At 50.7% G+C, this 23,033-nt stretch carries 29 protein-coding genes; 24 read left to right on the top strand and 5 right to left on the bottom strand.

The annotated features are described in order from the left end of the window. The first annotated feature begins 103 nt into the window (after nt 1-103). The gene (locus H575_RS03595) at nt 104-1,297 is read left to right on the top strand and encodes a tubulin/FtsZ family protein (RefSeq protein ID WP_042698049.1); all 1,194 of its coding nucleotides are present in this window, start codon (nt 104-106) and stop codon (nt 1,295-1,297) included. 7 nt (nt 1,298-1,304) lie between these two features. Continuing rightward, nucleotides 1,305-2,411 carry a hypothetical protein gene (locus H575_RS03590; RefSeq protein WP_211213854.1) on the top strand — a complete coding sequence of 369 codons (1,107 nt, stop codon included), beginning with the start codon at nt 1,305-1,307 and terminating at the stop codon, nt 2,409-2,411. 64 nt (nt 2,412-2,475) lie between these two features. Here H575_RS03590 and H575_RS03585 read toward each other — a convergent pair whose 3' ends face one another. Beyond that, a complete protein-coding gene (locus tag H575_RS03585) occupies nt 2,476-3,132 on the bottom strand; it encodes a potassium channel family protein (protein ID WP_042698043.1) in 657 nt (218 codons plus the stop codon). 57 nt (nt 3,133-3,189) lie between these two features. Here H575_RS03585 and rnhB point away from each other — a divergent pair, with 57 nt between their 5' ends. The 13 genes from rnhB to pfdA all read left to right on the top strand — a co-directional run bounded on the left by rnhB (nt 3,190) and on the right by pfdA (nt 9,869). Further along, on the top strand, nt 3,190-3,828 hold the full coding sequence (gene rnhB / locus H575_RS03580) for a ribonuclease HII (protein ID WP_042698040.1): 639 nt from the start codon (nt 3,190-3,192) through the stop codon (nt 3,826-3,828). Nucleotides 3,829-3,864: 36 nt separating this feature from the next. After that, nucleotides 3,865-5,190, top strand: a complete 1,326-nt coding sequence (locus H575_RS03575) for a site-2 protease family protein (RefSeq protein WP_052319945.1) — start codon at nt 3,865-3,867, stop codon at nt 5,188-5,190. Between the two features lie 39 nt (nt 5,191-5,229). Beyond that, the gene (gene purN, locus H575_RS03570; RefSeq protein WP_042698037.1) at nt 5,230-5,850 is read left to right on the top strand and encodes a phosphoribosylglycinamide formyltransferase; all 621 of its coding nucleotides are present in this window, start codon (nt 5,230-5,232) and stop codon (nt 5,848-5,850) included. Between the two features lie 33 nt (nt 5,851-5,883). Beyond that, a complete protein-coding gene (locus H575_RS03565; RefSeq protein ID WP_042698034.1) occupies nt 5,884-6,204 on the top strand; it encodes a ribonuclease P protein component 4 in 321 nt (106 codons plus the stop codon). Between the two features lie 6 nt (nt 6,205-6,210). Beyond that, entirely contained in the window at nt 6,211-6,552 is a 342-nt protein-coding gene (locus tag H575_RS09105; RefSeq protein WP_318261622.1) for a YhbY family RNA-binding protein, read from the top strand. Between the two features lie 132 nt (nt 6,553-6,684). Continuing rightward, nucleotides 6,685-7,134, top strand: coding sequence for a 30S ribosomal protein S19e (locus tag H575_RS03555; protein ID WP_042698029.1), 450 nt, complete (start codon nt 6,685-6,687; stop codon nt 7,132-7,134). A 34-nt stretch (nt 7,135-7,168) separates the two neighbouring features. Next, the gene (locus H575_RS03550) at nt 7,169-7,501 is read left to right on the top strand and encodes a DNA-binding protein (protein ID WP_042698026.1); all 333 of its coding nucleotides are present in this window, start codon (nt 7,169-7,171) and stop codon (nt 7,499-7,501) included. Continuing rightward, nucleotides 7,498-8,097, top strand: coding sequence for a DUF7411 family protein (locus H575_RS03545; protein ID WP_042698023.1), 600 nt, complete (start codon nt 7,498-7,500; stop codon nt 8,095-8,097). The genes H575_RS03550 and H575_RS03545 overlap by 4 nt, the downstream gene beginning before the upstream one ends. Beyond that, a complete protein-coding gene (locus H575_RS09100; RefSeq protein WP_011833848.1) occupies nt 8,094-8,246 on the top strand; it encodes a 50S ribosomal protein L39e in 153 nt (50 codons plus the stop codon). Before H575_RS03545 ends, H575_RS09100 begins: the two co-directional genes overlap by 4 nt. Nucleotides 8,247-8,250: 4 nt before the next feature. Beyond that, complete coding sequence (locus H575_RS03540) at nt 8,251-8,514, top strand: 50S ribosomal protein L31e (RefSeq protein ID WP_011833847.1); 264 nt, start codon at nt 8,251-8,253, stop codon at nt 8,512-8,514. Continuing rightward, entirely contained in the window at nt 8,515-9,183 is a 669-nt protein-coding gene (locus tag H575_RS03535; protein ID WP_042698018.1) for a translation initiation factor IF-6, read from the top strand. It begins immediately after the preceding gene. A 67-nt stretch (nt 9,184-9,250) separates the two neighbouring features. Further along, the gene (gene rpl18a / locus H575_RS03530; protein ID WP_042698015.1) at nt 9,251-9,436 is read left to right on the top strand and encodes a 50S ribosomal protein L18Ae; all 186 of its coding nucleotides are present in this window, start codon (nt 9,251-9,253) and stop codon (nt 9,434-9,436) included. Then, nucleotides 9,426-9,869: a prefoldin subunit alpha gene (gene pfdA / locus H575_RS03525; RefSeq protein ID WP_042698012.1), complete on the top strand. Its 444-nt coding sequence runs from the start codon at nt 9,426-9,428 to the stop codon at nt 9,867-9,869. The genes rpl18a and pfdA overlap by 11 nt, the downstream gene beginning before the upstream one ends. Nucleotides 9,870-9,932: 63 nt before the next feature. Here the strand turns inward: pfdA and H575_RS03520 are convergent, their stop codons facing one another. Then, nucleotides 9,933-11,969 carry a clostripain-related cysteine peptidase gene (locus H575_RS03520; protein WP_042698009.1) on the bottom strand — a complete coding sequence of 679 codons (2,037 nt, stop codon included), beginning with the start codon at nt 11,967-11,969 and terminating at the stop codon, nt 9,933-9,935. Between the two features lie 93 nt (nt 11,970-12,062). Between H575_RS03520 and ftsY the strand changes: the two genes are divergently transcribed. Then, nucleotides 12,063-13,073 carry a signal recognition particle-docking protein FtsY gene (gene ftsY / locus H575_RS03515; RefSeq protein ID WP_042698007.1) on the top strand — a complete coding sequence of 337 codons (1,011 nt, stop codon included), beginning with the start codon at nt 12,063-12,065 and terminating at the stop codon, nt 13,071-13,073. 1 nt (nt 13,074) lies between these two features. Beyond that, nucleotides 13,075-14,415, top strand: a complete 1,341-nt coding sequence (locus tag H575_RS03510; RefSeq protein ID WP_042698003.1) for a signal recognition particle protein Srp54 — start codon at nt 13,075-13,077, stop codon at nt 14,413-14,415. Nucleotides 14,416-15,063: 648 nt separating this feature from the next. On the opposite strand, the gene H575_RS03500 is transcribed toward H575_RS03510, so the two are convergent. From H575_RS03500 to H575_RS03490, 3 genes are all read right to left on the bottom strand, one after another. Beyond that, the gene (locus H575_RS03500) at nt 15,064-15,690 is read right to left on the bottom strand and encodes a hypothetical protein (RefSeq protein WP_042697998.1); all 627 of its coding nucleotides are present in this window, start codon (nt 15,688-15,690) and stop codon (nt 15,064-15,066) included. Between the two features lie 189 nt (nt 15,691-15,879). Further along, a complete protein-coding gene (locus H575_RS03495) occupies nt 15,880-16,722 on the bottom strand; it encodes a DNA glycosylase (RefSeq protein WP_042697995.1) in 843 nt (280 codons plus the stop codon). 10 nt (nt 16,723-16,732) lie between these two features. Further along, the gene (locus H575_RS03490) at nt 16,733-16,912 is read right to left on the bottom strand and encodes a hypothetical protein (protein ID WP_042697992.1); all 180 of its coding nucleotides are present in this window, start codon (nt 16,910-16,912) and stop codon (nt 16,733-16,735) included. Between the two features lie 117 nt (nt 16,913-17,029). On the opposite strand from H575_RS03490, the gene H575_RS03485 reads away from it, so the two are divergent. The 7 genes from H575_RS03485 to H575_RS09525 all read left to right on the top strand — a co-directional run bounded on the left by H575_RS03485 (nt 17,030) and on the right by H575_RS09525 (nt 22,954). Next, the gene (locus tag H575_RS03485) at nt 17,030-17,752 is read left to right on the top strand and encodes a DUF7289 family protein (protein WP_042697989.1); all 723 of its coding nucleotides are present in this window, start codon (nt 17,030-17,032) and stop codon (nt 17,750-17,752) included. Next, nucleotides 17,749-18,375, top strand: coding sequence for a hypothetical protein (locus H575_RS03480; RefSeq protein ID WP_042697987.1), 627 nt, complete (start codon nt 17,749-17,751; stop codon nt 18,373-18,375). The genes H575_RS03485 and H575_RS03480 overlap by 4 nt, the downstream gene beginning before the upstream one ends. 2 nt (nt 18,376-18,377) lie before the next feature. Beyond that, entirely contained in the window at nt 18,378-19,211 is an 834-nt protein-coding gene (locus tag H575_RS03475) for a DUF7289 family protein (protein WP_042697985.1), read from the top strand. 1 nt (nt 19,212) lies between these two features. After that, entirely contained in the window at nt 19,213-20,997 is a 1,785-nt protein-coding gene (locus H575_RS08910; protein ID WP_052319944.1) for a type IV pilin, read from the top strand. Between the two features lie 218 nt (nt 20,998-21,215). After that, nucleotides 21,216-21,614 (top strand): type IV pilin, encoded by a 399-nt coding sequence (locus H575_RS08905; protein WP_052319943.1) that lies wholly within the window; start codon nt 21,216-21,218, stop codon nt 21,612-21,614. 343 nt (nt 21,615-21,957) lie between these two features. After that, nucleotides 21,958-22,368 carry a type IV pilin gene (locus H575_RS09530; protein ID WP_052319942.1) on the top strand — a complete coding sequence of 137 codons (411 nt, stop codon included), beginning with the start codon at nt 21,958-21,960 and terminating at the stop codon, nt 22,366-22,368. Between the two features lie 148 nt (nt 22,369-22,516). Next, nucleotides 22,517-22,954, top strand: coding sequence for a type IV pilin (locus H575_RS09525; RefSeq protein ID WP_052319941.1), 438 nt, complete (start codon nt 22,517-22,519; stop codon nt 22,952-22,954). The last annotated feature ends 79 nt before the right edge of the window (nt 22,955-23,033 follow it).

The raw sequence follows: 23,033 nt of genomic DNA, 5'->3' as shown, positions 1-23,033 counted from the left end.
TTTGTATGATAAGAAAGTTTTTGGCAGACGTCGTCGTATAGTATGGAAGTCATATATATTCGATGACTTACATATATATCACAATTAAAGGTGTCTACAGTAAATGCGAGTGTTTTTTATAGGATTTGGACAAGCAGGAGGAAAGATCGTGGATATGTTCCTGGCACAGGACAAAAAGTTAGGATCCACGAGCTTCCGCGGTATTGTTATCAATACTGCCCGGACCGATCTGATGGGGGTAAAATACATCCCTATGGAGGATCGCCTTCTGATCGGCCAGACAATGGTCAAAGGCCACGGGGTCGGAACCGATAACGTAACCGGCGCCAAGGTGGCGGCTGATGAGATCGACACGATCATCAATGCGATCGACAAACGCGGGACCCATGATGTCGATGCATTCGTTGTTTGTGCCGGATTGGGCGGAGGTACGGGTTCCGGCGGAGCTCCGGTTCTCTGCCGTCATTTAAAACGTATCTATCGTGAACCGGTCTATGCTCTCGGAATCATCCCTGCTCCGGAAGAGGGGCGTCTTTATTCTCTCAATGCCGCCCGAAGTTTATCCACGCTGGTAAATGAGGCTGACAATGTCATCGTCTTTGACAACAGTGCCTGGAAGAACGACGGCGAGAGTGTGAAGAGTGCGTTCGACCGGCTCAATGAGGAGATCGTCCGCAGATTCGGTGTTCTTTTCCGTGCCGGCGAGGTGAATAAGTTCGGTGTCGGAGAGATGGTCGTCGACTCGAGTGAGATCATCAATACACTGCGGGGCGGAGGTATCTCTTCGGTCGGCTATGCGATCAGCGAGGCTATCCCCAAAGGCGGCCGGTCTTCATCGAAGTCGGGCGGCGGCCTTCTCGGCGGTCTTCTTGGCAAGAAGGACAAACGTCAGGAGCCCCACATCGATATAACTTCGAGCGAGGATAAATCCGCAAAGATCATCGGCCTTGTCCGCCGTGCGATGCTTGGACGGCTGACTCTCCCCTGTGATTACTCGACAGCCGAACGTGCTCTCGTTCTGGTTGCCGGCCCGCCGACGGAACTTGACCGCAAAGGCGTGGAGAAGTCCAAGAGCTGGGTCGAGGAAAATATTGCCGGCGTCGAGGTTCGCGGCGGCGATTATCCGGTCGACAGCGGCTATGTTGCGGCAGTGGTCCTGCTTGCAACGATCGGGAATGCTCCCCGCATACGCGAGCTGATGGAGCTTGCAAAGGAAGCAAAGGAAGAGGTCGTGAGATCCCGTGAACGGGCCACTTCATCGATGTTTGAGGATGGTATCGATCCCCTGTTTGAATGAGGACACAATGAAGAAAATAACATATATATTATTGGCACTCCTGGTCTGTGCAATGTTTATCGGCACCGGATCGGCATTTACGTATACGAACGGAGCAACGATCGACCCGTCCGGGTCTTTGAGTCCTGGTGAAGCGGTCACTGCATCTATGACCATATCTCTTCCAAAGGACAGTATCAGCACGTCGGGATCTCTCAAATTGACGACTGCCCTTAGAGACTCGACGCATTGGACCGTATATGTATACAAAGGCACGGTCGTCAATAATCAAACCAGTAGTGATTCTCTTATCACGACCTTCACCTCCACGAGTTTCGCCTACACTATCTCAGGATTCGTTCTGGATTACGATCAGCCGGTCACTCTGTATATCGCTCTGAGCGGTCTTGTTCCTGATAGTTTGAAAGGTCAGTCCATTACTGTTCTGAAAATCGATCAGGATTCTGGATCGGCAACTGCGAGCGGTTACTCTACCTATTCCTCCCCGGCACAGAAGGTCTATAATCCAGATGACTTTTCTGGCATGCTCGCGGAGACACAGGAACAGATCACCTCTCTTGAGTCTCGTGTTGCTACGTATACATCGTACGGGGTCGATGTCTCGTCCGTAGTTACAAATCTGGAGTCAGCAAAAACCTCTCTTGCTGCGGCAAAATCCGCGGGAACTGCAGATATTTCGGTCGCCAGCAAAAAACTGGAAGCCGCAACCACGTCTTTGACTGCAGCTGAAAAAGCCCTGTCTCTTGCCGGTCTGACTGCTATTAAAGCAAATACGGACGCCGTCGATCTCATCATCACTGAATTGTACGGCAAAGGCTGGGATACCGAAGCAAAACTGCTTGGAATTACCAATCAGGGTGTCAAAAATACCTATGATGTCGCAGCCATCTCCTATAACACCGGCGGTTCGCCAAATGTTGACGAGACCCTGAAAGCCTCGGAGCAGGCATTAGCTGACGGAACCGCGTATCAGGAAAGTGCTTCTGCTTCGCCTCTTGCCGCTGTCGGCAGTGTCCTTCCGATCGTCATCGTTATCGTGGTTTCCGTCCTGGTTGTCGTCGGCGCGATCATTTTCATTCGAAGACGCAGAGGCGGCTGGGACGAGCTTGGATAAAACCTAATTTTTGAGGAGTCTTCTCTCCTCTTTGACACCTTTTTTTGAAAAACAGTGATTTGATTTAGTGAAAGAGTTCGTCCATATACTCTACAGATCTTCCTTCCGACTCCTTCTTTGTAAAAACCGTGATCACATCGCCCGGCATAAACGTGACGTTCCCGCTCGGGATGATCAGTTTGCCCCCCCTTCGAATGGCAATGTAGAGCATATCCTTCATATCCGAAACATCTTTCACCGTCCTGTTCACGCCTTTTGCCCCTTCACTAGCCGTCACCTCAAAAATACTTCCTCCTTCGATCGATGCCAAAAGCTGGGTGTCAGGATTTTCCGACCAGAGATACAGGCTGCGTGCCACGATCTCATCCGGATTTTCACTGATCCTGACGCCGACTTCTTTGAACAGATCAGCATGTTCTTTCTGATTCACGATCGAAACGAGGGTTTTCACCGCATACTTCTTCGCAAGCCAGCAGGCCATCAGATTCAGCGCATCATCGCTGGTGGTCGCGACAAGTGCATCGGCCCGGTCAATGCCGGCATCCTCGAGAATGGCCTTATCTGTTGCATTTCCGGCGATTGCCAGAAGATCGTGGAGAGAAAGGATGTCTGCACACTTCTCCTCATCCTTATCGATAACCACAACACTGTGTCCATTCTCCGACGCAATCCCGGCAAGACTTCTTCCGATACCGCCCAGACCCACGATGATGAGATACATGAAAAAACGTATGATGTCTGGTGGTATTATATCTATTCCCTGAAATATACGTATCTGATGAAAATCTGCGGCGTCGATGAAGCGGGCAAGGGGCCGGTTCTTGGTCCGATGGTCACCGCAGGCGTTGTTGTTTCGGATCTGGCCGAACTTGCGGCGCTGGACATCAGAGACTCCAAAAAACTCAGCCTGAAAAAACGCGAAAGCCTGTTTGAAGAGATCATTGCTTCATGGCAGACATATACGGTCGTGCGAACTCCTTTTGATATCGATTCACGCGAAGGGACAATGAATGCATTCACCGCTTCATGCCATGCGGAAGTTGTCCGTGCTCTTTGTCCTGATCTCATCTATCTTGACGCATGCGATGTGAATGCCTTGCGTTTTGGAGAAAATGTTCTTCGGTTGAGCGGCATCTCCGCCGGGGTCTGTTCCGAACACAAAGCAGACGCAAAATTTCCTGTTGTCGGAGCGGCAAGTATTGTGGCAAAAGTCACCCGTGACCGGTGTATTGCCGAACTAAAAAACGAGTACGGCGAGATCGGAAGCGGATATCCGTCAGATCCCCTTACGATCGCTTTTCTTACCGGATATATCCGTGATCACGGCGAAGCTCCGGCCTGCGCCCGCCGATCCTGGCAGACGGTAAAGGATATCATCAACCGATCTTCACAGACCGGCCTGGATGATTTCATCTAAGCAACCTCTTAATCTTTCACCTCCAATACATAGAGAATGGATCTGGGCTGGCTTATTCCGGTATTAATCGCAGTGATGATGTATGCCTGCATATGCTACGCCATCGTAAAATACAATATTCTCCCAAACACCTTCTCCTTCACGGGTCCGTTCCTGATGATCAAAACGACCCGTACCGGTATTTTTGACAAACTTTCCGGATGGAAGCGCCTTCTTCTCATCTATGGAAATGTCGGGGTTATTTTGACCATTCTCTGCGGCATCGTTGTTACGCTGCTTTTTGTCTTCACGGCATTCATGAGCCTTTTCATCGATACAGAGCCGATAGCTCCCCAGAATCTTCTCCTGATCCCGGGAATAAATGAGTATGTTCCCTCGACCTTCGCCGTTTGGTTTGGTCTCATTTTTGCGATGATCATCCACGAGTTCGGACACGGGATCCTTTCACGTGCGGAAAACATCAGAGTCAGATCCACGGGGATCCTTGCCTTCGTCATCCCGGTGGGTGCTTTTGTCGAACCGGATGAAGAGGACATCGCAAACTCTTCGCTTGGAACAAAACTCAGACTCTATGCGGCCGGCATCACGAACAATCTGGTTGTTGGGGGAATCTGTCTCCTTGGTCTCGTGCTTCTTCTTGGTCTCGTCGTCCCCGGGTCGTCCCCCTACGTGTATGGGGTGTACGAAGGCTATCCGGCCGACGAGGCAGGCGTAATGCCGGGAATGATCGTTTATTCGATTGACAACACATCCGTTTTCAGCCTCGCCGACATCTCCGCAGTTCTTGCAGCGACAAAGGTCAACCAGACGATCACCCTGCGTGGAGAATATCGCGGAACTCCTCAGACATATGACATTACGCTCACCTCGATCCCGAAGGATCTTTCTGATCGTCTTTTATCTCCGGGAGAAAACACCGGGTTTATCGGTGTTTCGTTCTCCGAACCGTCTGCCATAACGAATGCTCTGGACAAACTCATGTATCCGCACTCGCCGCTTCAGGCTGCCGGTTCCCTGCTGACCTTTGTGGTCTTACCCTTCTCCTCGATCGCCGGAACGGACGCGCTGAGTTTCCTTATGGTCGACAGTCCGGATCCTGCGATCCTTGCAGCTCCTTTTGCAGGTTTCTGGGAGATCATCCATATCCTCTCCTGGTGTGCCTGGATCAATATCCTTCTCGGCATATTCAATGCTCTCCCGCTTGGTCCGTTTGACGGCGGTCAGATGCTGCGTGAAAGTCTGCGATCCTGGTTTGTCAGCCGGGGAAAGGATGAGAAAACGGCATTCACCATTTGCCGGTCGGTTTCCTATGTTCTCGTCCTGCTGATCGTTATCCCGTTGGTTATGCCGTATCTTTTATAAGAGAAGATTAATTATCCCTCTACCTCACACATAACTATCATGAAGCGTATCGCAGTACTTGCGTCAGGCCGCGGATCGAATTTCCAGGCGATTCAGGATGCCCTTGCAGCAGGCAAAATCAATGGGGAAATCGTTGCTCTTTTGACCGACAATAGGGAAGCCTATGCGATCGAACGTGCAGATACTGCCGGTATTCCTGCAATTGTTCTGAATTACAAGGATTATACCTCAAAAGCAGAGTATGAACGTGACCTTCTTACTGCCATGCAGGATGTTGGGGCTGATCTTTATGTTTGTGCAGGGTATATGCGTATCATCGGTCCGGAGATCGCCCGGGAGTTTTCCGGGAAAATGATCAATATCCATCCGGCGCTTCTTCCGGCCTTTTCCGGTCTGCACGGGCAAAGACAGGCTTTGGAGTACGGCGTAAAAATAGCCGGATGTACTGTGCATTTCGTTGATGAAGGGCTCGACTCCGGCCCGATCATTTTACAAAAAGCGGTCGAGGTCCTGGATGACGATGATGAGGATTCTTTGTCGGAACGCATCTTAGAACAGGAACACATTGCGTATCCGGAGGCTGTTGCTTTGTTTTGTGCTGACCGTCTGCACGTTTCCGGCCGCCGGGTAAAAATTCTTCCCGAGGCAAACAATCAATAGGTCTCAGGTAGTATTGTATAAGGCATATTCCCTATGGCAAAAGCAGAGAAAGGCATCTCACCAAAAAAAATCGCTCTGGAACGGATCGATATTTTATTTGAGCGTGCAAAAGAGGCAGAGAACCAGCCTGAATTTTCATCCAGGTATGTCTCTCTTGCACGCGAGATGGCGATGAAGCAGCGTGTCCGTCTGACGAAAGGTCACCGGCGTTCCTTCTGTCCGTCATGTCATGCCTTCTTTGTTCCCGGCAAGAATCTCCGGGTCAGGATCCAGCACGGGAAGATCATCTATACGTGCGGTGTCTGCGGAGCAGTTACCCGTATCCCCCTCAATAAAAAAACCGAATCAAGGTGAAAAACAATCTCAGATATTACAGAATCCTATATCCAGACCCTGAAACCAACCATCTGGGTCGGTAAAAACGGCTACACCGATGATCTCCTTGCAGAGATACGCCGCCAGCTCGAAACACGCAAAGTTATCAAAATCAAATGGCTGCAGAGTTCGGACATGAAGACCGAGGAAGTGCAGGATCTTGCCAGTTCCGTCTCAGCAGAGGTCATCGCCGCGCGCGGAAGAATGGTGGTCCTTGGCGCGAAAAACCGCGGAAAGGTCTTAGAAGCCGGACCTGCGAGAAGAACGCCGCCGAAAAACCTCTCAGCCCGTGACAAGATCAAGTCTTCCTTCATGGGAAGGAAATAAAATCTCACTTTTTTCTAGCGAACATATATTATCTTACGACTCTAATTTATACAGACTGTTAATGTCATCTATTGCGGAAAAGTTCCGCAGTGAAGCATGTCTCCAACATGCGGCATACAGTGAGGATTGTCAATGACTACAGTGTTTGATATTCCGGCAGACTTACTCCTCGCAAAGGTAGCAGACGAACTCAAGAATGAGTCAGTCATCAAAGCACCCGAGTGGGCAGAGTTCGTCAAGACGGGAGTACACAAGGAGATGCCACCGGAAAATCCAGACTGGTGGTATGTTCGTTCCGCAGCAGTGCTGCGCAGAATTTACGTTGACGGCCCGATTGGAGTTGAGCGCATGCGCTCCGTTTACGGCGGTGTGCAGGACCGCGGTTCCAAGCCGTCCCACTTTAGAAAAGGCAGTGGAAGCATTGCCAGAAAAGTCATGCAGCAGCTCGAAGCAGCCGGCTACCTCGAAAAGGTGACTGGCGGCAGAAATGTCTCTGCAAAAGGCCGCAAATTCCTCGACGGCGTTGCTTATTCCTTAAAGGATCAGGCAGTCGAGACTGCGCCCGGACTTGCAAAGTATTAAAATTACATATTGATCAATTCGAGGTGATTCAAGAATGGGAGACGATGAACTCGCAGAGATCCGCCGTCAGCGTATGATGCAGATGCAGCAGCAGCAGATGGTGGAACAAGATCAGATCCAGCGTCAGCAGCAGATGCAGGCACAGATTCAGTCTGTACTCATGCAGGTTATGGAGCCTGAAGCTCGGGAAAGGTTGAACACTATCCGGCTGACAAAGCCTGAGTTTGCCTCTTCCGTCGAGCAGCAGATTGTATCTCTCGCCCAGTCTGGACGCCTGCGTAATAAGATTACCGATGAACAGCTCAGACAGCTGTTAACTCAGATAGTTCCGCAGAAGAAGGAATTCAATATCCGCAGGGTCGGATGAAAGCAGGGGTGCTCTACAGCGGCGGTAAAGACAGCAGTCTTGCCGCGGTTCTCTTATCAAGAGATTATGATGTGGAGTTGTTGACCTTTGTCTTTAATGAGACCCGCGTTGTGCCTTCTATCGAGGCGGCGGCAAAGGAAACCGGTTTTCCCTGGAAGAAACTGGTCTTTGCGCCAGGTTTCCTTGATGAAGTCGTGGACCAAATCGTTCACGACGGACATCCTGCAAATGCTATCAACGAAATCCACCGACGGTCCCTCTGTGCTGCAGCGCAGGAATATGAGGTGGTCGCCGACGGAACCCGACGAGATGACCGGGTTCCGATGCGGACACAGTCTGAAGTGCAGAGTCTTGAGATGAAGTACGGGGTGAGTTATATCCGCCCTTTGCTTGGCATCGGAAAAACAGAGATCATCCGGCTGGCGGAGAAGTTCTTTGAGATCGCCTACGGCGAAACCGGAACGATCCCCAACGGTGACTTCGAAAACGAGATCAGATCTGAAATGACCCGGAGAGGAATAGACTTTACGTCTCTCTTTCCGAAAAATCATGAACAGTCTCTGATCATCAAGAAAAAAATGGTGAATGAACCATGAGCAAACTTACCAAAAGCCGTAAGATTCGTCTTGCAAAGGCAACCCAGCAGAACCGCCGTGTTCCTGCCTGGGTCATGATCAAAACCAAGCGCACTGTTGTGTCGCATCCAAAGAGACGCAACTGGAGACGCAGCACTCTGAAGGTGTAAAAAAATGGTAGAAGTGCAAAAAGAACAGGTATACGTGATCCCGCTTCGCGATGTAAAGCGTGTTCCGTGCTACAAGCGTGCAAACGCAGCTATCAAAGACATCCGCGGCTACCTTGAGCATCACATGAAGAGTGATGACGTTAAACTCGACAAGAGCATTAACGAACTCGTATGGGCGCGCGGATCCCAGAAACCGCCAAGACGTATTCGTGTTCGGGCAATGAAGTTCGAAGACGGTCAGGTCCAGGCAGAACTTGCTGAGGAATAAATGGACCCGACCCTGTCATTGAATGGTGACCCGAACATCGGCGTGTATGCCCGTGTCTTTGAAGATCTTGCCGTAGTCCCGGTCGAAGCTCCAAAAGAGTTCCGGGACAAAATAGCGGAAGCTTTGGATGTCGAGGTTATCGAAACCTTCATCCAGGGTTCCTCTGTCATAGGTCTCCTCCTCACAGGCAACTCCCGCGGATTTGTCGTTTCCGGTCTCATTCAGGATTCAGAACTCGAAATCCTTCAGGAGTACGGCGACTGCCTGCTTCTTGGAGAAGAGATGAATGCGGCAGGGAACGTAATTCTGACCAATGATTCGTTTGCTGTTGTACATCCTGACATGTCGTCTGCGATGCGCGAAATGGTGGCGGATTTTCTGAAAGTCAAGATCATCCCGATGTCCTTTGCCGGAGTTGGAACGGTCGGCATGACGTGTGCCTGCACAAACGCAGGCATCCTTCTGCCGGCAAGAAGCAGCCCCGAAGAGATCGAAAAACTGGAACGCAGCATCGATAATGCTGATTTGGCAATCGGAACCGGATCCGTAAACATGGGTTCGGGTCTGATCGGCACCGGTCTTCTGATCAACAGCAAAGGATATCTGGCAGGTAACGCTACCACGGGCTATGAACTTGGTAGAATCGAAGATGTATTTGGATTCTTGTGAAAAAATTATTTTTTCACGAGTTGAGCATGCTTTGCAAGAAGTATGCGATTTCTGTGAGGTGAAATAAATGCCGAAATTCGAGGTAAAGGGCACATTCAAAAACGATGGAAAGATGAAGCCCTTCACAAAAACAGTCGATGCACCTTCCGAGAAGCTTGCAGGAGAGTTTACTCTTGCAACGATTGGAAGCAAGCACAGACTCGAACGCAAGTATATTACCATTGACTCTGCAAAGGCTATTAATGGCGAGTAATACTGATCAGGCATCCCTGGAGCAGGAGGTCCGCTCCCTCCAGGCATATGCCAATGAATATTCCCAGCAGTTTGAACTTCTGACCCAGCAGCTCCGGTTCATCGAATCGGCACGCGGGGAAGCGCTGGCGTCTATCGAGTCGCTTGAAGCTTTCCGCGGTCTGGAAGGAGATGTCCCCACGCTTCTCAATCTTGGAGGAGGCGTATCGGTTCACGCAACCGTTACCGACACCAAAAACATCATGGTGGGAATCGGCGCAGGCATCACTGTCGAAAAACCGGTCGAAGACGCGATCACATTCCTTCGCGACCGGGTCACTGAGATGGATGCATCCGCAAAACGGCTTTCCGAATCTCTTGGAAAGCTTCAGGAACAGATGCGGGCCGTTGAGCAGAGAATGCAGGAAATCTATTCTCAGACTCAGCACCGCTGAACTTCTCTTTTTTCCCTTTCTGTTCATCATCACGAAAAACGCCCCGCTCAAAAAAAGGGATCGTTATCTTCTTCTGATCAGCAGGAAAGCGACCGCGAGACCAAAAAGCAGCCCGGCCGGCAGGATCGGTGACTTCGCGCTTCCGGTGTCCGGGAGATCAGGTTCTTCAAGATAAAACGCGTCATCGTCAAGATAATCGTCCAGTTCAGCGACCCAGTAGCAGTTTTCCTCATCCAATGCTGTTCTGACAAGTTCCGCCGCCGGATCCTCGCCGAAGGTAAAACGATCCGCGGAATATACCGTTTCGACCGACTCCTCCTCTTCGTTGTAGATCTCAAGAAGCGGGGTAAACACATCGCCCGGTAAAATTTTCGTATCTCCCCAGAGATTCGTACGCGAATACCAGCCGTCTTCGGATACGGATTCAACAAACATATCTGTCGTCTTCATCGCGTCCATATCGACAACGGCAGTGATCACCGACGGGACAGTTGTCTCCTTTCCGCTGACCGTTCGAGTCATACTGCCGTAGATCAGATAGACGTTGCTGAGAGAATCCTGCTCAACGAACGAATACGCATACTTCATCGTAACAAACACATCAGAGCTTTTCCCCTCGCCGCCGAGAACAAACCATGTCCCGTCCCAGTCCGGATCATCATACTCCCCGCTTGGAACAGAGATCCAGAGCCCGCCGCCCGAGGGAACATAGGTCTCTTCAAGAGGCGTCTGACCGATGATGAGATACAGTCCGTCCTTCAGATACAGATAATCGGCAAACACGATCGTCATCTTGGTTGGATCGTTCACCACGATCGTCCGGCTGTCTGCACTGCTGCTCCTGTATTGGGCGCCAGGCTTTGCAGGACTGCCGGCTGTGTTCATATATGTTGAAAAATACTCGTACCAGCCGTTTCTTCCAAATGTTATGCTTCGTGGAAACTCGCTGACAAACTCCTCCCGCGGCGCCGCGATCGACACGCCGTGTGCAGCGCTGAAATGGCCTGAGTCTTTTGTCATAAGAACATAATCCCGCAGGGCAGTCTGAAGATCTCCGGCTGATGTGTGCAGGGAACTCCCCTCTTCGGTGTTGGCGCGGATCAGGTCTGCAAATGCATAGAGATCCACCGAGGTCACCGTTGAGCCGTCATCACTCCTTCCATATCCCTGGATATTTGTGTAGATATCGCCAAGCGCCGCAAGCGAATCGGCATCGTCAAGAACCTCCCGAAGGGAATGCCCGAGCGTGTCCAGAGAAGAAACAACAGACGGTGTTTTATCGAGACGGACAAGAGAGAATGTTTTTGCATCCCCGTCCTGAACCGAAATAAACGACGTGATGATCGTTTTTCCAAAATCCTCCGGGGTCATTGAAGGATCACTGGAAAGCGCTTTGCCGATCCCGGCATAATTGAGTCCGTCACCCGGCACATTCTCCTCTGACGCCGCCAGATAATCCGCATACGGATGCAAGGCGTCCGCCACCTCAAGAGACGCCATCAGACAGGCGTCAAATATGATCATGTCATACTTTTTAGCGGCAGCAAGACCTTTCTGCAGATCCTCCACGCTCATCCAGGTATCCAGCAGTTCGTTCGCGCCAAATCCCTCATACCCTCCGCCGTGATTCCAGAAGATCAGGTATCTGTTGGCTGAGGTGAGTCCCTCATCGGCAGCATAGGCGTCTGCATACGCCAGACCCTTGGCCAGCGCACCCGGCGAGGAGATATCCAGATCCGGAATGCGGGTCAGAACAAACTCTGTCGGCGTGGCCGGATTCCCGTCGGACCCTACCTCGCCGTCAAGAAGATCCTTTTTCAGAAGTTCCAGATTGGTAACGGCAAGACCGTTGTCCCATCCGGTTTTGTCAGCCCCCCCGTAAATAACGATAATATCGCCAATATCCGGATCCCAGCTGCCTGCAAGGTCCTGTAAATTCTTTGATCCGTAATGATCCTGCGATTCCAGATCGGAACCGACCATATAGAAAACAAGATAATTCTCATTCGATGCTGAAACCGGCAGGATCATCGCAGAAAGGATAAGCACGATAATTCCTCCAAGGATCAGCGTTTTTTGAAACACGCCGCCCGCTGTCATTTGTACTTCACTCTACGGTCTAAGTATATGAGCGTATTCCTTTGCGGAACTAACAGAGAGGAATTTATATTCACAGGACCGAATGAATAGATAATGTTTGAAGGACTGAAAAATAAACTCGGCCTTGGGAAGAAAAAAACCCCGGCGCCTGAGACGGAAGTGCCCGCTCCCGCCGCCCATACCATAGCAAAGCCCGAGCCGGAGGAGAAAAAAGCCCCGGGCTTCCTCAATAAAATCAAAACCCTTGTCGTAGAACATGAGTTTGTCCTCTCCGAAAAAGATATCGAGGAATCGCTCTTCGAACTCCAGATGGTCCTCCTGGAGTCCGACGTAGCTTATCCCGTCGCCGAGGCAATCACAGAGCACATGAAAAAAGAGCTCGTCGGCACGCACAGAAAACTCCGCGAGTCGGCTGACGATGTCGTCACGGACGCTCTCAGACATGCGATCGAAAAGGTGCTCGGCGAAGGGTTCGATCTGGTTTCCTATATTAAAAACCATGAAAAGCCGGTCAAGATCCTCTTCACCGGGGTAAACGGGACCGGGAAAACAACTTCGGTCGCCAAGATCGCCCACTATCTTCAGAGTCAGGGACTCTCCGTCGTGGTCGGAGCCGGCGACACGTTCCGTGCCGGGGCAATCGAACAGATCCGTGTCCACTGTGAAAGACTTGGCATCAAACTCATCGCCCATCAGGAAGGAGCCGATCCCTCGGCCGTTCTCTACGACACCGTTGAGTATGCCAAAGCCCACAAGACGGATGTTGTCCTCGCCGATTCGGCAGGCCGGTTCCACAACCGGGTCAATCTCATGAACCAGCTGGAAAAGATCAAACGGGTGATGAAACCCGATCTCGTCTTCTACGTGGACGAGGCCGTAGCCGGAAACGACGCAGTTATACGTGCCGAAGAGTTTGAAAAGACCGTCTCGACAGACGGCGTCATTCTCACCAAAGTCGACATGGATCCAAAAGGCGGTGCTGCCATCTCGATCGCCTACACGATCGGCAAACCGCTCGTTTTTCTCGGAGTCGGGCAGGGGTATGATGATATGAAACCGTTCACCCCTTCACTGATCATTGATGAAATATTCGGAGATGACTAACATGGGACTCGACACACTTTCCAACTCACTCAAAGACGCGATGAAGAAACTCGCCGGCAAAACGGTCATCGACCGTGCCGCCGTCGATGAACTCGTCCGCGATCTCCAGAGAGCCCTGCTCTCTTCTGACGTCAACGTTAAGCTCGTGATGGAGCTGTCCAAACAGATAAAAGCCCGCTCTCTGGACGAAAATCTCCCCAAAGGCATCAACGCCCGCGAACATGTTCTCAGGATCGTTTATCAGGAGCTGGTCAACCTCGTCGGGAAAGAAGCCGAGTTCTCCTTAAAACCGCAGAAGATCCTGATGGCCGGTCTGCAGGGTTCGGGTAAGACCACCACGACCGGAAAACTCTGCCGCTACTTCCAGAGAAAAGGTCTGAAAGTCGGGGCGATCGGCGCCGACAACTTCCGGCCCGGAGCATATGCCCAGCTCGAAACGCTCTGCAAAAAGATCAATGTCCCAAGTTACGGAGATCCTAAAGAGAAGGATGCTGTCAAAATCGTCAAAGACGGACTTGCCGCCCTGAAAGACATGGATGTCGTCATCGTCGATACCGCCGGACGTCATGCCCTGGAAGATGATCTGATCGATGAGATCACAGAGGTCAATGCGTACCTCAAACCCGATCACCGCTGGCTCGTCATCGACGCGGCTCTTGGTCAGGCGGCCCGTGATCAGGCCAAACGGTTCCATGAAGCGATCGGGATCGACGGCGTTATCGTGACCAAGATGGACGGAACGGCGAAAGGAGGAGGCGCTATGTCCGCCGTCGCCGAGACCCAGTCGGGGATCGTTTTTATCGGTAACGGTGAGACGATCGATGATCTCGAACGGTTCGATGCAAACGGATTCATCTCCCGCCTTCTTGGGATGGGCGATCTGAAAGCCCTCGTCGAAAAGGCTGAAGAGTCCATCAATGCCGAGGACGTTGACGTCAATGCCATGCTTCGGGGTAAGTTTACCCTGAACGATATGTACAAACAGCTCGAAGCGGTTCAGAAGATGGGTCCGTTAAAACAGGTTCTATCCATGCTGCCGATGGGCAACATGAATGTGCCGTCCGACGCTCTCGAAGGAACTGCCGACAAGATGAAAAAGTTTAGGATCATCATGGACTCCATGACGCCTGAGGAACTCGATGAACCCGCTCTGATCAACACGTCCAGAATGATGCGGGTCGCCAAAGGATCAGGTTCAACGATCGAAGAGGTCAGGGATCTTATCAAATACTATAAGATGATGCAGAAAACCCTGAAAGGATTCAGAGGAAACAGGATGGCGATGGGCAAAATGATGAAACAGATGCAGAAAGGCGGCATGGGACCTATGGGTCCGATGTAAAAAATCTTTTTTTGAATAGTAGTTACGCGGTGCGATCTTAACTGGAAAAAACAGTAGTTCGTATTAGATGTACTTCGGTTTCGTGTACGACATTCTTTTTGACACAAGAGAAAAAACCAACCGCGAATCGGCGCGAATCCGCCCTTCGGGCGATAAGAATCGGATTTGCTTATCCTCACTCTCGCAATCCAGCTTCGCTGTCTTGCTCGTCCCTTCATCGGGACCGTTCGGGCAAATCCTGTCGGCGCCCCAGCGCCTCCCAACTGATCTATCTCTTCCTCATTTTGAGACCACAACGCGTAAGTCCTATTCAAAGATTCTTTTAATGATTGGGGATTGGACGAGAGAGAATCCTCTCACGGGAGGCGCTGGGGCGCCGACAGGATTTGCCCGAACGGTCCCGATGAAGGGACGAGCCGTCGTGTTGATAGCGGGTTGGACGCTGAAAGCGGACAACCTTAGCGGAGCAAGGCTTTGCCTTGCGACTAGACACGACGGGCGAGAGTGAGGAAAAGCAAATCCGATTCATATCGCCCGAAGGGCGGATTCGCGCCGATTCGCGGTTGGTTTTTCTCAGCTTTCCACACTCAACAAATTCCTTCCCGAATTGGAGCCACACCAACACCGCGTAATTCCGATTGAAAAAAATTATGCTTTGGTATAGGTCAGATTATAACTGTCCAGCCCTGTTCCATTATCCAGTATAGTAAAACCGATCAGCGCCTCTTTGTAATAATTGATATACATATCCTCTTTGTACGGATACCAGACCATCTCCCACGGCGGTTCGGTCACGCCGTTTTGATCCGTCCAGATCGAAACACCGGTGTTGTCTGGATAGATCTCGTTGGTTATGGTATAGAGCATCCCGTTATATTCATACGCTTCGACGGCCGTCCATGTTCCGGGATATCCGCTGTCGGCATCGCTCCCTTCCCGTACAAAGACCCGTCCTTCTTCATCAGAGGCAAGCGTTCCGTTTTCTGACACCGTCGTCAGCCAGGAGTCATAAGCATAGGAAAATGTGCCGTCGTCATTTTCGATCCAGGAGATATTTGAGACATATCTGCACCCGTTTGCGTAGACCCAGGTCTCTGTTCCTTTTCTGTCCGGCGTGAACTCCACGATGATCCGTGTCACATCAGGCGAAGGAACGGGCAGCCCCGAGATGTCTTCACTCGTCCAGGTCCCGATGATATCGTGCGGGCTGATCACACATCCTGCCGAACAGAGTACTGCTGCTAGGACGGCAAGGGTGAGTATGCTCAGTTTCATGACTATATTAATGGGCCCTTTCGCATCTTATATCTGTCGGAGAAGGAAATTTTGCGTCATTTTTTGTACCAAAAATGAGTGTTTACTTACAATTGATGGAGATTATCTCTCCTTAAACCAGATATATTGTCCGCCTGGAAAATTTATTTGTTAAACACACCCGGGTCAGTACACTATTCTCTCCCGTCATCACTCCCCTTTTCCGGCTATCTCCTCCCTGATCCCGAATAAATATTCCTGGGCATAACCGGCATACTGCCCGAAATGGTCTCTTGCAAATGTTCCGGCCTTATTATACGAGAGTTTTTGCGCTCCGCCGAGATACTTCGTCCTAAGGATCCTCTCGATCCATACATCGATCGGAAACGCCTCATACTTTTCAAACGCAAACAAAAGCACACAGTCGGCAACTTTTGGCCCGACGCCCGGCAGAGTCATCAGTCTCTCTTTCGCTGAAAGGTAGGGCAGCGCTCGGATCTCCTCAGCCCAGCGGGGATTTTCGGCCGCCGTCTTTGCCGCAGTGCAGATGTAGGTATCCCGGTACCCGACTTTACATGCCCGAACAGAACAGATCTCCTCGGCGGCGAGCCGTTCCGCTTTTGGAAACGTGTAAAACACGGAACCGTCCGCCTCGACTCTTCTCCCGTAACTCTTTGAAAGATTCTCGATACGCATCGTGATCCCGGGAATATTCGCACACGTCGCACAAATATACGAAATCAGACACTCCCAGGGATCCTGCCTGATGATGCGAAGACCGCGGCACTGATGAATCGCCGCATGGATCAGCGGATCCGTATCGATCTCATCCAGAATAGTGTTCAGGGGGACATCCAGTCCGAAGTATCTGACGAGTTCCTCCTCTGCGGGTCCTTCGTACTGCAGCTGTTCTCCTTCCTGCCGGACCTTCCAGACCTTGTCTTTGACCGGCGCATACCAGAATCCGTTCTGCTTTTGCCAGCGAAATGCCTGCCCGCAGGAAACGGTCAGATCCAGCTGAAAAGGGATATCTTCAAGAGCAAATGTCTGCATAAAAAAAAAGTTATTCTTTGAGCATCAGAATGCCCAGAAGAACTGCGCCAAGACCGCAGAGTGCGAGAACGAGTCCAAATCCTCCCAGTACGAACTGAATGAACAGATCAAGGTTGAACCATATGCCAAGAATACCTAAAGCGAGAAGAATAATACCTACGATCAGTGTGATAAGTCCAGTTTTATCCATGATACTATGTACTCGGTTTTTGCATATATGCATTGCGTCCCTGTTCTTTATTCCATGTGCAGAAGTATTCTATACTCTTCACAGCAAAAATAGACCATAACCATTCTTTCGGATATTATGAAGAAGAAGACAGCTGACGACGGAGTCGCCGAGGTTATCGGTTTTGTACTGATCATTGCTTTGGTCGTGTCAGTTGCAGCTGTCTGGATCCTCTTTTATATCCCGGCCCAGGGGCAGGCGGTCGAAACAGAACACGCCCGTCTGGTTACAGAAGAGATCGCTGATGTCAAATACGGGATCGATCTGCTGTGGATGAACGGCAAGACCGGTACAAACGCAAGCCGGGTCATCTCCCCGTCCCCGGTCCAGGGAACGGATCTGTCCGGTCTGCTGTTTTTATCTCCGCCCCTTGGCACAGGTACGGTCACCGTGACCCCGGGTACAAATTTTACGGTCAATGAAAACAATTATGTGTATGCGTTAAAGATTGCCTACAATTCTGCGAATTATTACTCTCCTGATGCACGTATCGTTTATGACGGGGGTGCAGTTTTTCGAGGACAGAAAACTGAGGCTCCCTATGTTGTTATTCCTCCCTCGACGAGTGAAGCACAGGTCGTTATAGTTGCGGTTTCTGGAGGCGGAGAGCAGCAGATCCTCAGCAATATTCCACTGAGTATAACATATAAGTTGAACAGTACAAAACGATATTATAATTCCACAATAACGATCAACTCCTCATCAGAGTATGCGGATCTCTGGAATGCCTCAATCGGAGCCACGTTTCAGGGTACGGTTACCGTAGTTAAGTATGATGTTGAGGTAAGGGGGCTGCAATGAACAAAAATGCGGATCCAGGTCTTTCTGAAGTCGTCAGCGTGGCTCTTATCCTGACGGTCCTGATTATTACGATCGCGATGACGGCACTCATTGCTCTTCCCGTCATGGGGACCAATGCGGACCGGGTGCACAACGGGGATGTTCTTCTGGAGTTTTGTCAGATGAAAGCTGATATGGATACCGTCTGGCTGTCCACTTCAACCAATATCACCCGTCAGGCGGTGTTCACGCTCTCGCCCGCCGCCGACCGGACCGAGATCACCGTCTTTCCCAATCTGTTATCAGCGGCGTCATTTGGCAGAGTAACGCTGACGTACGGCGAACAATTCGGACCGTACGCCGCCGTCAGTCTCAACTACACGTCGTCCAATATGTATGACGAGGATATCGCGATCAGCTATGCAGGCGGCACGCTTCTTCAGAACGGCCGGATCCTTCTTCCCGGTTCAGGTGTTGAATCAGGCAGATATGTCGTTGTGGTGAACAAAACAAACGTCCCTGAGATGTCGGTCGCCGGCGCAGGAGTTGTGACGCTGAATTACCGGCTGGAAGAGATCATCCACCCGGCACCCGGTTCAGCTGATACGAATCATCTCTGTGTGTTTTGGATGGAGCTTCGGTGAGTATGATGGAGAAACGTGATTCCGGTCTTTCTATCGCCGTCGGATTTGTGATGATCCTTTTGGTCATCGCGATGATCATCGGCATGTGGGCGGTCGTCGGCGTTCCTGAGCAGATCAGGGATGCCGAGGAGTATCACGCGGTAAAAGTGACGAATGCATTTCTGGATTATAAGATCGCCGTTGATAATCTCAATCAAAGTGGCAATACATGGGAAGGGGTGAGTGTCAGCATGCTGATTCCGGCAGCATCCGCCTATGCCGACGGTGCCCTCTTTATGCAAGAGGGTGTTGGCACTCTTAGTATCGCTATCGACGATAATCCGCCCAACACTACTCAGATCAGCCGGCTGTATGCGACGTTTGGAACGACGAACACCCGTATCGGTTACGAGGCGGGCGGGGTGTATAGAAACGATTACGGGCATGCCGCCTGGGTGACGCCGCCTTCACTCTCCCTGAAAAAGATAGGGAATGATATCTATGTCAACTTGGTCGTTCCGAAGATGCAGGGGTCATTTGCGGTCGGCAGTTCCGAAGGGATCCCGGTGGATACCCTTCTTATCAATCCCTCATATCCGTGGTCAGAATCCGCAATTCAGATGATAACTATCACCTATAAAGCTGATTATGACGACCCTTGGGATGCTTTATTGTGGAGCGCATTTTTCAACGAAATTAACGAAATGAAAATAAGGGATAATGTCGAAGGTGTATCTATCGAGGTCAATATGCTTACATCAACGTCATACTCACTGGAAATAACCAAGTTGACCGCTCCGAATCTGTATTTTACCATGACCGAGCCTGAATATCGTGTTGATGTCAGGGGGTCCTGATATGAAAAATGAATCAGGTGTCTCCAGTGTCGTCGGCGTTGTTCTTCTGCTGCTTCTGGTCGTTCTCGCTGCTTCGGTGATCGGCGTTACCCTGTCAATGGCCACGCAGAACGCAGCTGAGAGTACGCCGAATGTTATTTTTACTCCTTCGGCCAGTTCCCAGATGCTGTATCACAGCGGCGGGGATATTTTGTACAAAAACCGGCTGGTGTTTTATAACAATGGCGTGGATATAACCGATCTGACGAGTATCGACGGTGATGATGCCTGGGTCGAGTGGCGTACAGGTCAGGCGGTCCAGTTACCTGGAAGTAATTCTGTCAGCAATCTTACGATCATCGCTCTGGATAATCTGGGCCGGGAGCAGCTGCTCTATCGGGGTTCGGGCGTACCAACGACACCTTTGCCGACCCCGACAACGCCTACTCCAACCGTGACTCCGACGACCACGCCCACAACAACGCCTACTCCAACGATAACACCAACGCCGACCGTGACTCCCACACCGACACCGACGCAGGATCCAAGCGGCGGCGGAGAATATTATATTCTGGGTAATAACTCAGGTGACGGCTATATTTCGCCAACTGATCTTGTAGATTCGCTCAACGCATGGTCGGCCGGATTAAACAAGACATATGACTATGGAGACGGAACATACGGCTCGGATATTGCCCATCTGAGCGGCAATCAGCTGAACTTGCGTGGGGATATCGTGGTTGGCCGTGAGCCGATAACGATTTCGACCGATCTGGATGTTCTCGTATTAAACACCGGATACGGCGGTTTATCCGTGGTCACCATATCCCGTGCTCCGATCTACAACGGCCCCCTTCTAGTTATCGAAAACGGAGCGGATGTTAACTGGGAAGCAGGCACCCAGCTTATACTGGACGGAATGGATCATGGTTCGGCGCCTCTTCTGGAAATCCAGGAGGGATCATCCCTGGCGGTCCATTCCATAACAGCGGTCAACAGTGCCAACCCGACCGGAAACGGCGGCGGGATCTACAATGAAGGCGAGCTGACAGCTTCTTCTCCGGTGAACGTATCCGGCAATACTGCACTGAACGGTGCAGGGATCTACAATCTGGGTTCGCTCACCTTCTACTCGGATAATATTATCACAGATAACACCGCCTTGGAAAAAGGCGGCGGGATCTACAGCGGTGGCTCGGGTTATGTCTCGATCAAAGGGCCGATAACACAGAATTCTGCGAAGTACGGCGCCGGCGTGTATAATGACGGGACCATAGCCTACTTTAGCGGTATTCTATCCGGCAATACTGCTTCCATCTCCGGCGGCGGGGTATATAATGCAGGTACATACACGTTTTCGTGGACATCTACGGTCACCGGTAATCAGGCACAATACGGAGGAGGTATTTATAACGAGGGTTCCATTCCGTTATTCGGCGGTTCGATATCCGGCAATACCGCAACTCTTGACGGGGGAGGATTTTACAACACAGGCACGATAAACCCTGCCTCGACACCCTTCACCGATAATACAGCTATACGAAACGGAGGCGGCATATACAACTCCGGGACGTTTACCTCCTTTGGCATCACTCTTCAGAGAAACATCGCACAGACCGGAAACGGGGGGGGTGCATACAACACCGGGTCGATCCTTGGAAACAACTGGCCGTCGATTTCCAATAATGATGCCCCGGCACCTTTACCGAACGGTCTTGGAAATCAGTATTATGCGGTATGGAATTCGGTTAATCAGTTATATCCTGTTCCAACACCATCTGGTACGAGTTATTATTACATCGACTGACGGTATTCTCCCGCGGCGGCGGAAAATGCGAGGATATTCCCCTCATTTTTCCGCCGGCGGATATTGGCGCCGCTTCGGTGCATGCTGATATTTTCTTGATGGATTTCGAATGTTTTTCCGCGGAAAAATAGATAAATCTGCAATATCCTATTTTTTATCGGACGCAAATCGCCTCAGAAACGTTTATCGTCTGAATGTGTTAATATATTCTGCATACCATGAAACAGCAGAGAAGGTCAGATGATGGCGTATCTCCTGTTATCGGCACGATTCTTCTTGTGGCGCTGACCGTTGTGCTGGCTGCCCTCGTTTCGGCCTCTGCCCTGGGGATGGCGTCCGGGATTCGGACGAGCCATATCATCGGCGTGAGTGTTGATCCGGGAGAAGAAGGAGAGCTTCTTGTTACTGTTTTCTGCGGGGATGCCGACGATCTTAAGACGATCACGGTGTATAACGGTTCCAGGTTCGTCGGCGAGGCGCCTTTTTCTTCGGTCGGCACGCCGCTGAGTTTTAAAAATCCGGCGTCTCTGGCGTCCGGGAAGGCCGATATTTCGGTCGTCGGCAGGTTTAAGGACGGAAATCAGACCCTCTATTCGGGGACTGTTGTTATCAAATAGGACTTACGCGGAGTTGGTGTCAATCCAATTCGGGAAGGGAGTTTGTTGGGTGTGTAAACAAGAGAGAAAACAACCGCGCCGATTCGCGGTTGGTTTTATCTCATGTGCCCACATGAACCCCGTACACGAAATCGAAGTATACCTCATTAGTAAGTCTGTTGTTTCGGTTAAGATCACACCGCGTAAGGCCTATCAAATAAGGGGAGGCGGGGGTCTGCCGCCTCTTTCTTCCCGGGATACGCCGGCGGCTTCACGGCATTTTTTCCTTCTGTATTATCTCCGCACGGAAGATATTGACGGAAAAGATACACTTATTACTCCCTTGTTACTATGATAATATATCATGAAATTCTCTGAAAAGAAAAACGACGGAGTATCACCGGTCATCGGTACGATCCTCCTTGTGGCAATCACGGTCGTCCTTGTCGCCATCATCTCGGCTGTCGTCATGGGTATGACCGGCGGGATCGGAACAAGCCATGTAGTTGGCGTGAAAGTAGTTCAGGGTGATAACACCAGCGCATTAATGGTAACCATCACCGGCGGAGATACAACAGGTCTGACTAAGCTTACCGTTTACAACGGGCCGAAGCTGATAGAAAATGTATCGACGTCCGCAGCCCCGTTAGTTGGCGTGCCAATACAATTCTACGATGGCGATAATCTGACTGCCGGTTCCGCCTCAATCTCCGTTGTCGGCACTTTCACTGACGGTGATCAGACCATCTACACCGGCACGATCAACCTCGCTTGATTCTGCAAAAGAGCTGAATCCCAATAAATTCTCTATTTTTTGATCCTTACGCTGACCTCGTCTGTCGTGTCCATTTCATCTCAAAAAGTTAAATTTGCCTTTGAAGATAGCTTTATTATTCTATATCGGCAATAAACAAATGCATATTATGAAAGTAAGTACAAAGAAAAACGACGGAGTTTCCCCGGTCATCGGCACGATCCTCCTTGTGGCAATCACTGTCGTGCTTGTCGCCATCATCTCGGCTGTCGTCATGGGTATGACCGGCGGGATCGGAACAAGCCATGTAGTCGGCGTGAAAGTAGTTCAGGGGGCCGATTCGTCTGACGGCTACCCTACATTACTTGTGACCATCACCAGCGGCGATGTAAGTGGTCTGAGCAAACTCACAGTCTACAATGGGTCCAATCTCTTCAATGTTTCGACCGGAAAGCCGTCTGTGGGGGTGCCGATCACATTCGTTAATCTCTCCGACGCAACTCCAACGCAATATTATTTGAACGCAAGTGCAGCCCCCATTTCAATCGTCGGAACATTTGCTGATGGTAATCAGACGATCTACACCGGCACGATCAACATCGCCTGATGATGCGTCAAAACCCCCCGGGGTCCTCTTTTTTATCACTCAGATCTGAGTATTCATCCAAAAATACATTTAATTCAGT

It is taken from the genome of Methanocorpusculum bavaricum DSM 4179, assembly GCF_000430905.1.
In the GTDB taxonomy this organism is placed as follows: Archaea; Halobacteriota; Methanomicrobia; order Methanomicrobiales; family Methanocorpusculaceae; genus Methanocorpusculum; species Methanocorpusculum parvum.
The sequence above is the reverse complement of the archived record's forward strand: the minus strand, read 5'-3'. Positions and strand labels throughout refer to the sequence as shown.

Excerpts from the sequence above, each read along its gene's own strand:
- H575_RS03595 (WP_042698049.1), top strand. The coding sequence starts at position 104 with ATGCGAGTGTTTTTTATAGGATTTGGACAAGCAGGAGGAAAGATCGTG.
- H575_RS03545 (WP_042698023.1), top strand. The coding sequence starts at position 7,498 with ATGAAAGCAGGGGTGCTCTACAGCGGCGGTAAAGACAGCAGTCTTGCC.
- H575_RS09100 (WP_011833848.1), top strand. The coding sequence starts at position 8,094 with ATGAGCAAACTTACCAAAAGCCGTAAGATTCGTCTTGCAAAGGCAACC.
- H575_RS03540 (WP_011833847.1), top strand. The coding sequence starts at position 8,251 with ATGGTAGAAGTGCAAAAAGAACAGGTATACGTGATCCCGCTTCGCGAT.
- H575_RS03490 (WP_042697992.1), bottom strand. The coding sequence starts at position 16,912 with ATGGATAAAACTGGACTTATCACACTGATCGTAGGTATTATTCTTCTC.
- H575_RS03500 (WP_042697998.1), bottom strand. The coding sequence starts at position 15,690 with ATGAAACTGAGCATACTCACCCTTGCCGTCCTAGCAGCAGTACTCTGT.
- H575_RS08905 (WP_052319943.1), top strand. The coding sequence starts at position 21,216 with ATGAAACAGCAGAGAAGGTCAGATGATGGCGTATCTCCTGTTATCGGC.
- H575_RS03480 (WP_042697987.1), top strand. The coding sequence starts at position 17,749 with ATGAACAAAAATGCGGATCCAGGTCTTTCTGAAGTCGTCAGCGTGGCT.
- rpl18a (WP_042698015.1), top strand. The coding sequence starts at position 9,251 with ATGCCGAAATTCGAGGTAAAGGGCACATTCAAAAACGATGGAAAGATG.
- H575_RS08910 (WP_052319944.1), top strand. The coding sequence starts at position 19,213 with ATGAAAAATGAATCAGGTGTCTCCAGTGTCGTCGGCGTTGTTCTTCTG.
- H575_RS03510 (WP_042698003.1), top strand. The coding sequence starts at position 13,075 with ATGGGACTCGACACACTTTCCAACTCACTCAAAGACGCGATGAAGAAA.
- H575_RS03535 (WP_042698018.1), top strand. The coding sequence starts at position 8,515 with ATGGACCCGACCCTGTCATTGAATGGTGACCCGAACATCGGCGTGTAT.
- H575_RS09530 (WP_052319942.1), top strand. The coding sequence starts at position 21,958 with ATGAAATTCTCTGAAAAGAAAAACGACGGAGTATCACCGGTCATCGGT.
- purN (WP_042698037.1), top strand. The coding sequence starts at position 5,230 with ATGAAGCGTATCGCAGTACTTGCGTCAGGCCGCGGATCGAATTTCCAG.
- H575_RS03555 (WP_042698029.1), top strand. The coding sequence starts at position 6,685 with ATGACTACAGTGTTTGATATTCCGGCAGACTTACTCCTCGCAAAGGTA.
- H575_RS03550 (WP_042698026.1), top strand. The coding sequence starts at position 7,169 with ATGGGAGACGATGAACTCGCAGAGATCCGCCGTCAGCGTATGATGCAG.
- H575_RS03520 (WP_042698009.1), bottom strand. The coding sequence starts at position 11,969 with ATGACAGCGGGCGGCGTGTTTCAAAAAACGCTGATCCTTGGAGGAATT.
- H575_RS09525 (WP_052319941.1), top strand. The coding sequence starts at position 22,517 with ATGAAAGTAAGTACAAAGAAAAACGACGGAGTTTCCCCGGTCATCGGC.
- pfdA (WP_042698012.1), top strand. The coding sequence starts at position 9,426 with ATGGCGAGTAATACTGATCAGGCATCCCTGGAGCAGGAGGTCCGCTCC.
- H575_RS03585 (WP_042698043.1), bottom strand. The coding sequence starts at position 3,132 with ATGTATCTCATCATCGTGGGTCTGGGCGGTATCGGAAGAAGTCTTGCC.
- H575_RS03590 (WP_211213854.1), top strand. The coding sequence starts at position 1,305 with ATGAAGAAAATAACATATATATTATTGGCACTCCTGGTCTGTGCAATG.
- H575_RS03475 (WP_042697985.1), top strand. The coding sequence starts at position 18,378 with ATGATGGAGAAACGTGATTCCGGTCTTTCTATCGCCGTCGGATTTGTG.
- H575_RS03495 (WP_042697995.1), bottom strand. The coding sequence starts at position 16,722 with ATGCAGACATTTGCTCTTGAAGATATCCCTTTTCAGCTGGATCTGACC.
- H575_RS03565 (WP_042698034.1), top strand. The coding sequence starts at position 5,884 with ATGGCAAAAGCAGAGAAAGGCATCTCACCAAAAAAAATCGCTCTGGAA.
- H575_RS03485 (WP_042697989.1), top strand. The coding sequence starts at position 17,030 with ATGAAGAAGAAGACAGCTGACGACGGAGTCGCCGAGGTTATCGGTTTT.
- rnhB (WP_042698040.1), top strand. The coding sequence starts at position 3,190 with ATGAAAATCTGCGGCGTCGATGAAGCGGGCAAGGGGCCGGTTCTTGGT.
- ftsY (WP_042698007.1), top strand. The coding sequence starts at position 12,063 with ATGTTTGAAGGACTGAAAAATAAACTCGGCCTTGGGAAGAAAAAAACC.
- H575_RS03575 (WP_052319945.1), top strand. The coding sequence starts at position 3,865 with ATGGATCTGGGCTGGCTTATTCCGGTATTAATCGCAGTGATGATGTAT.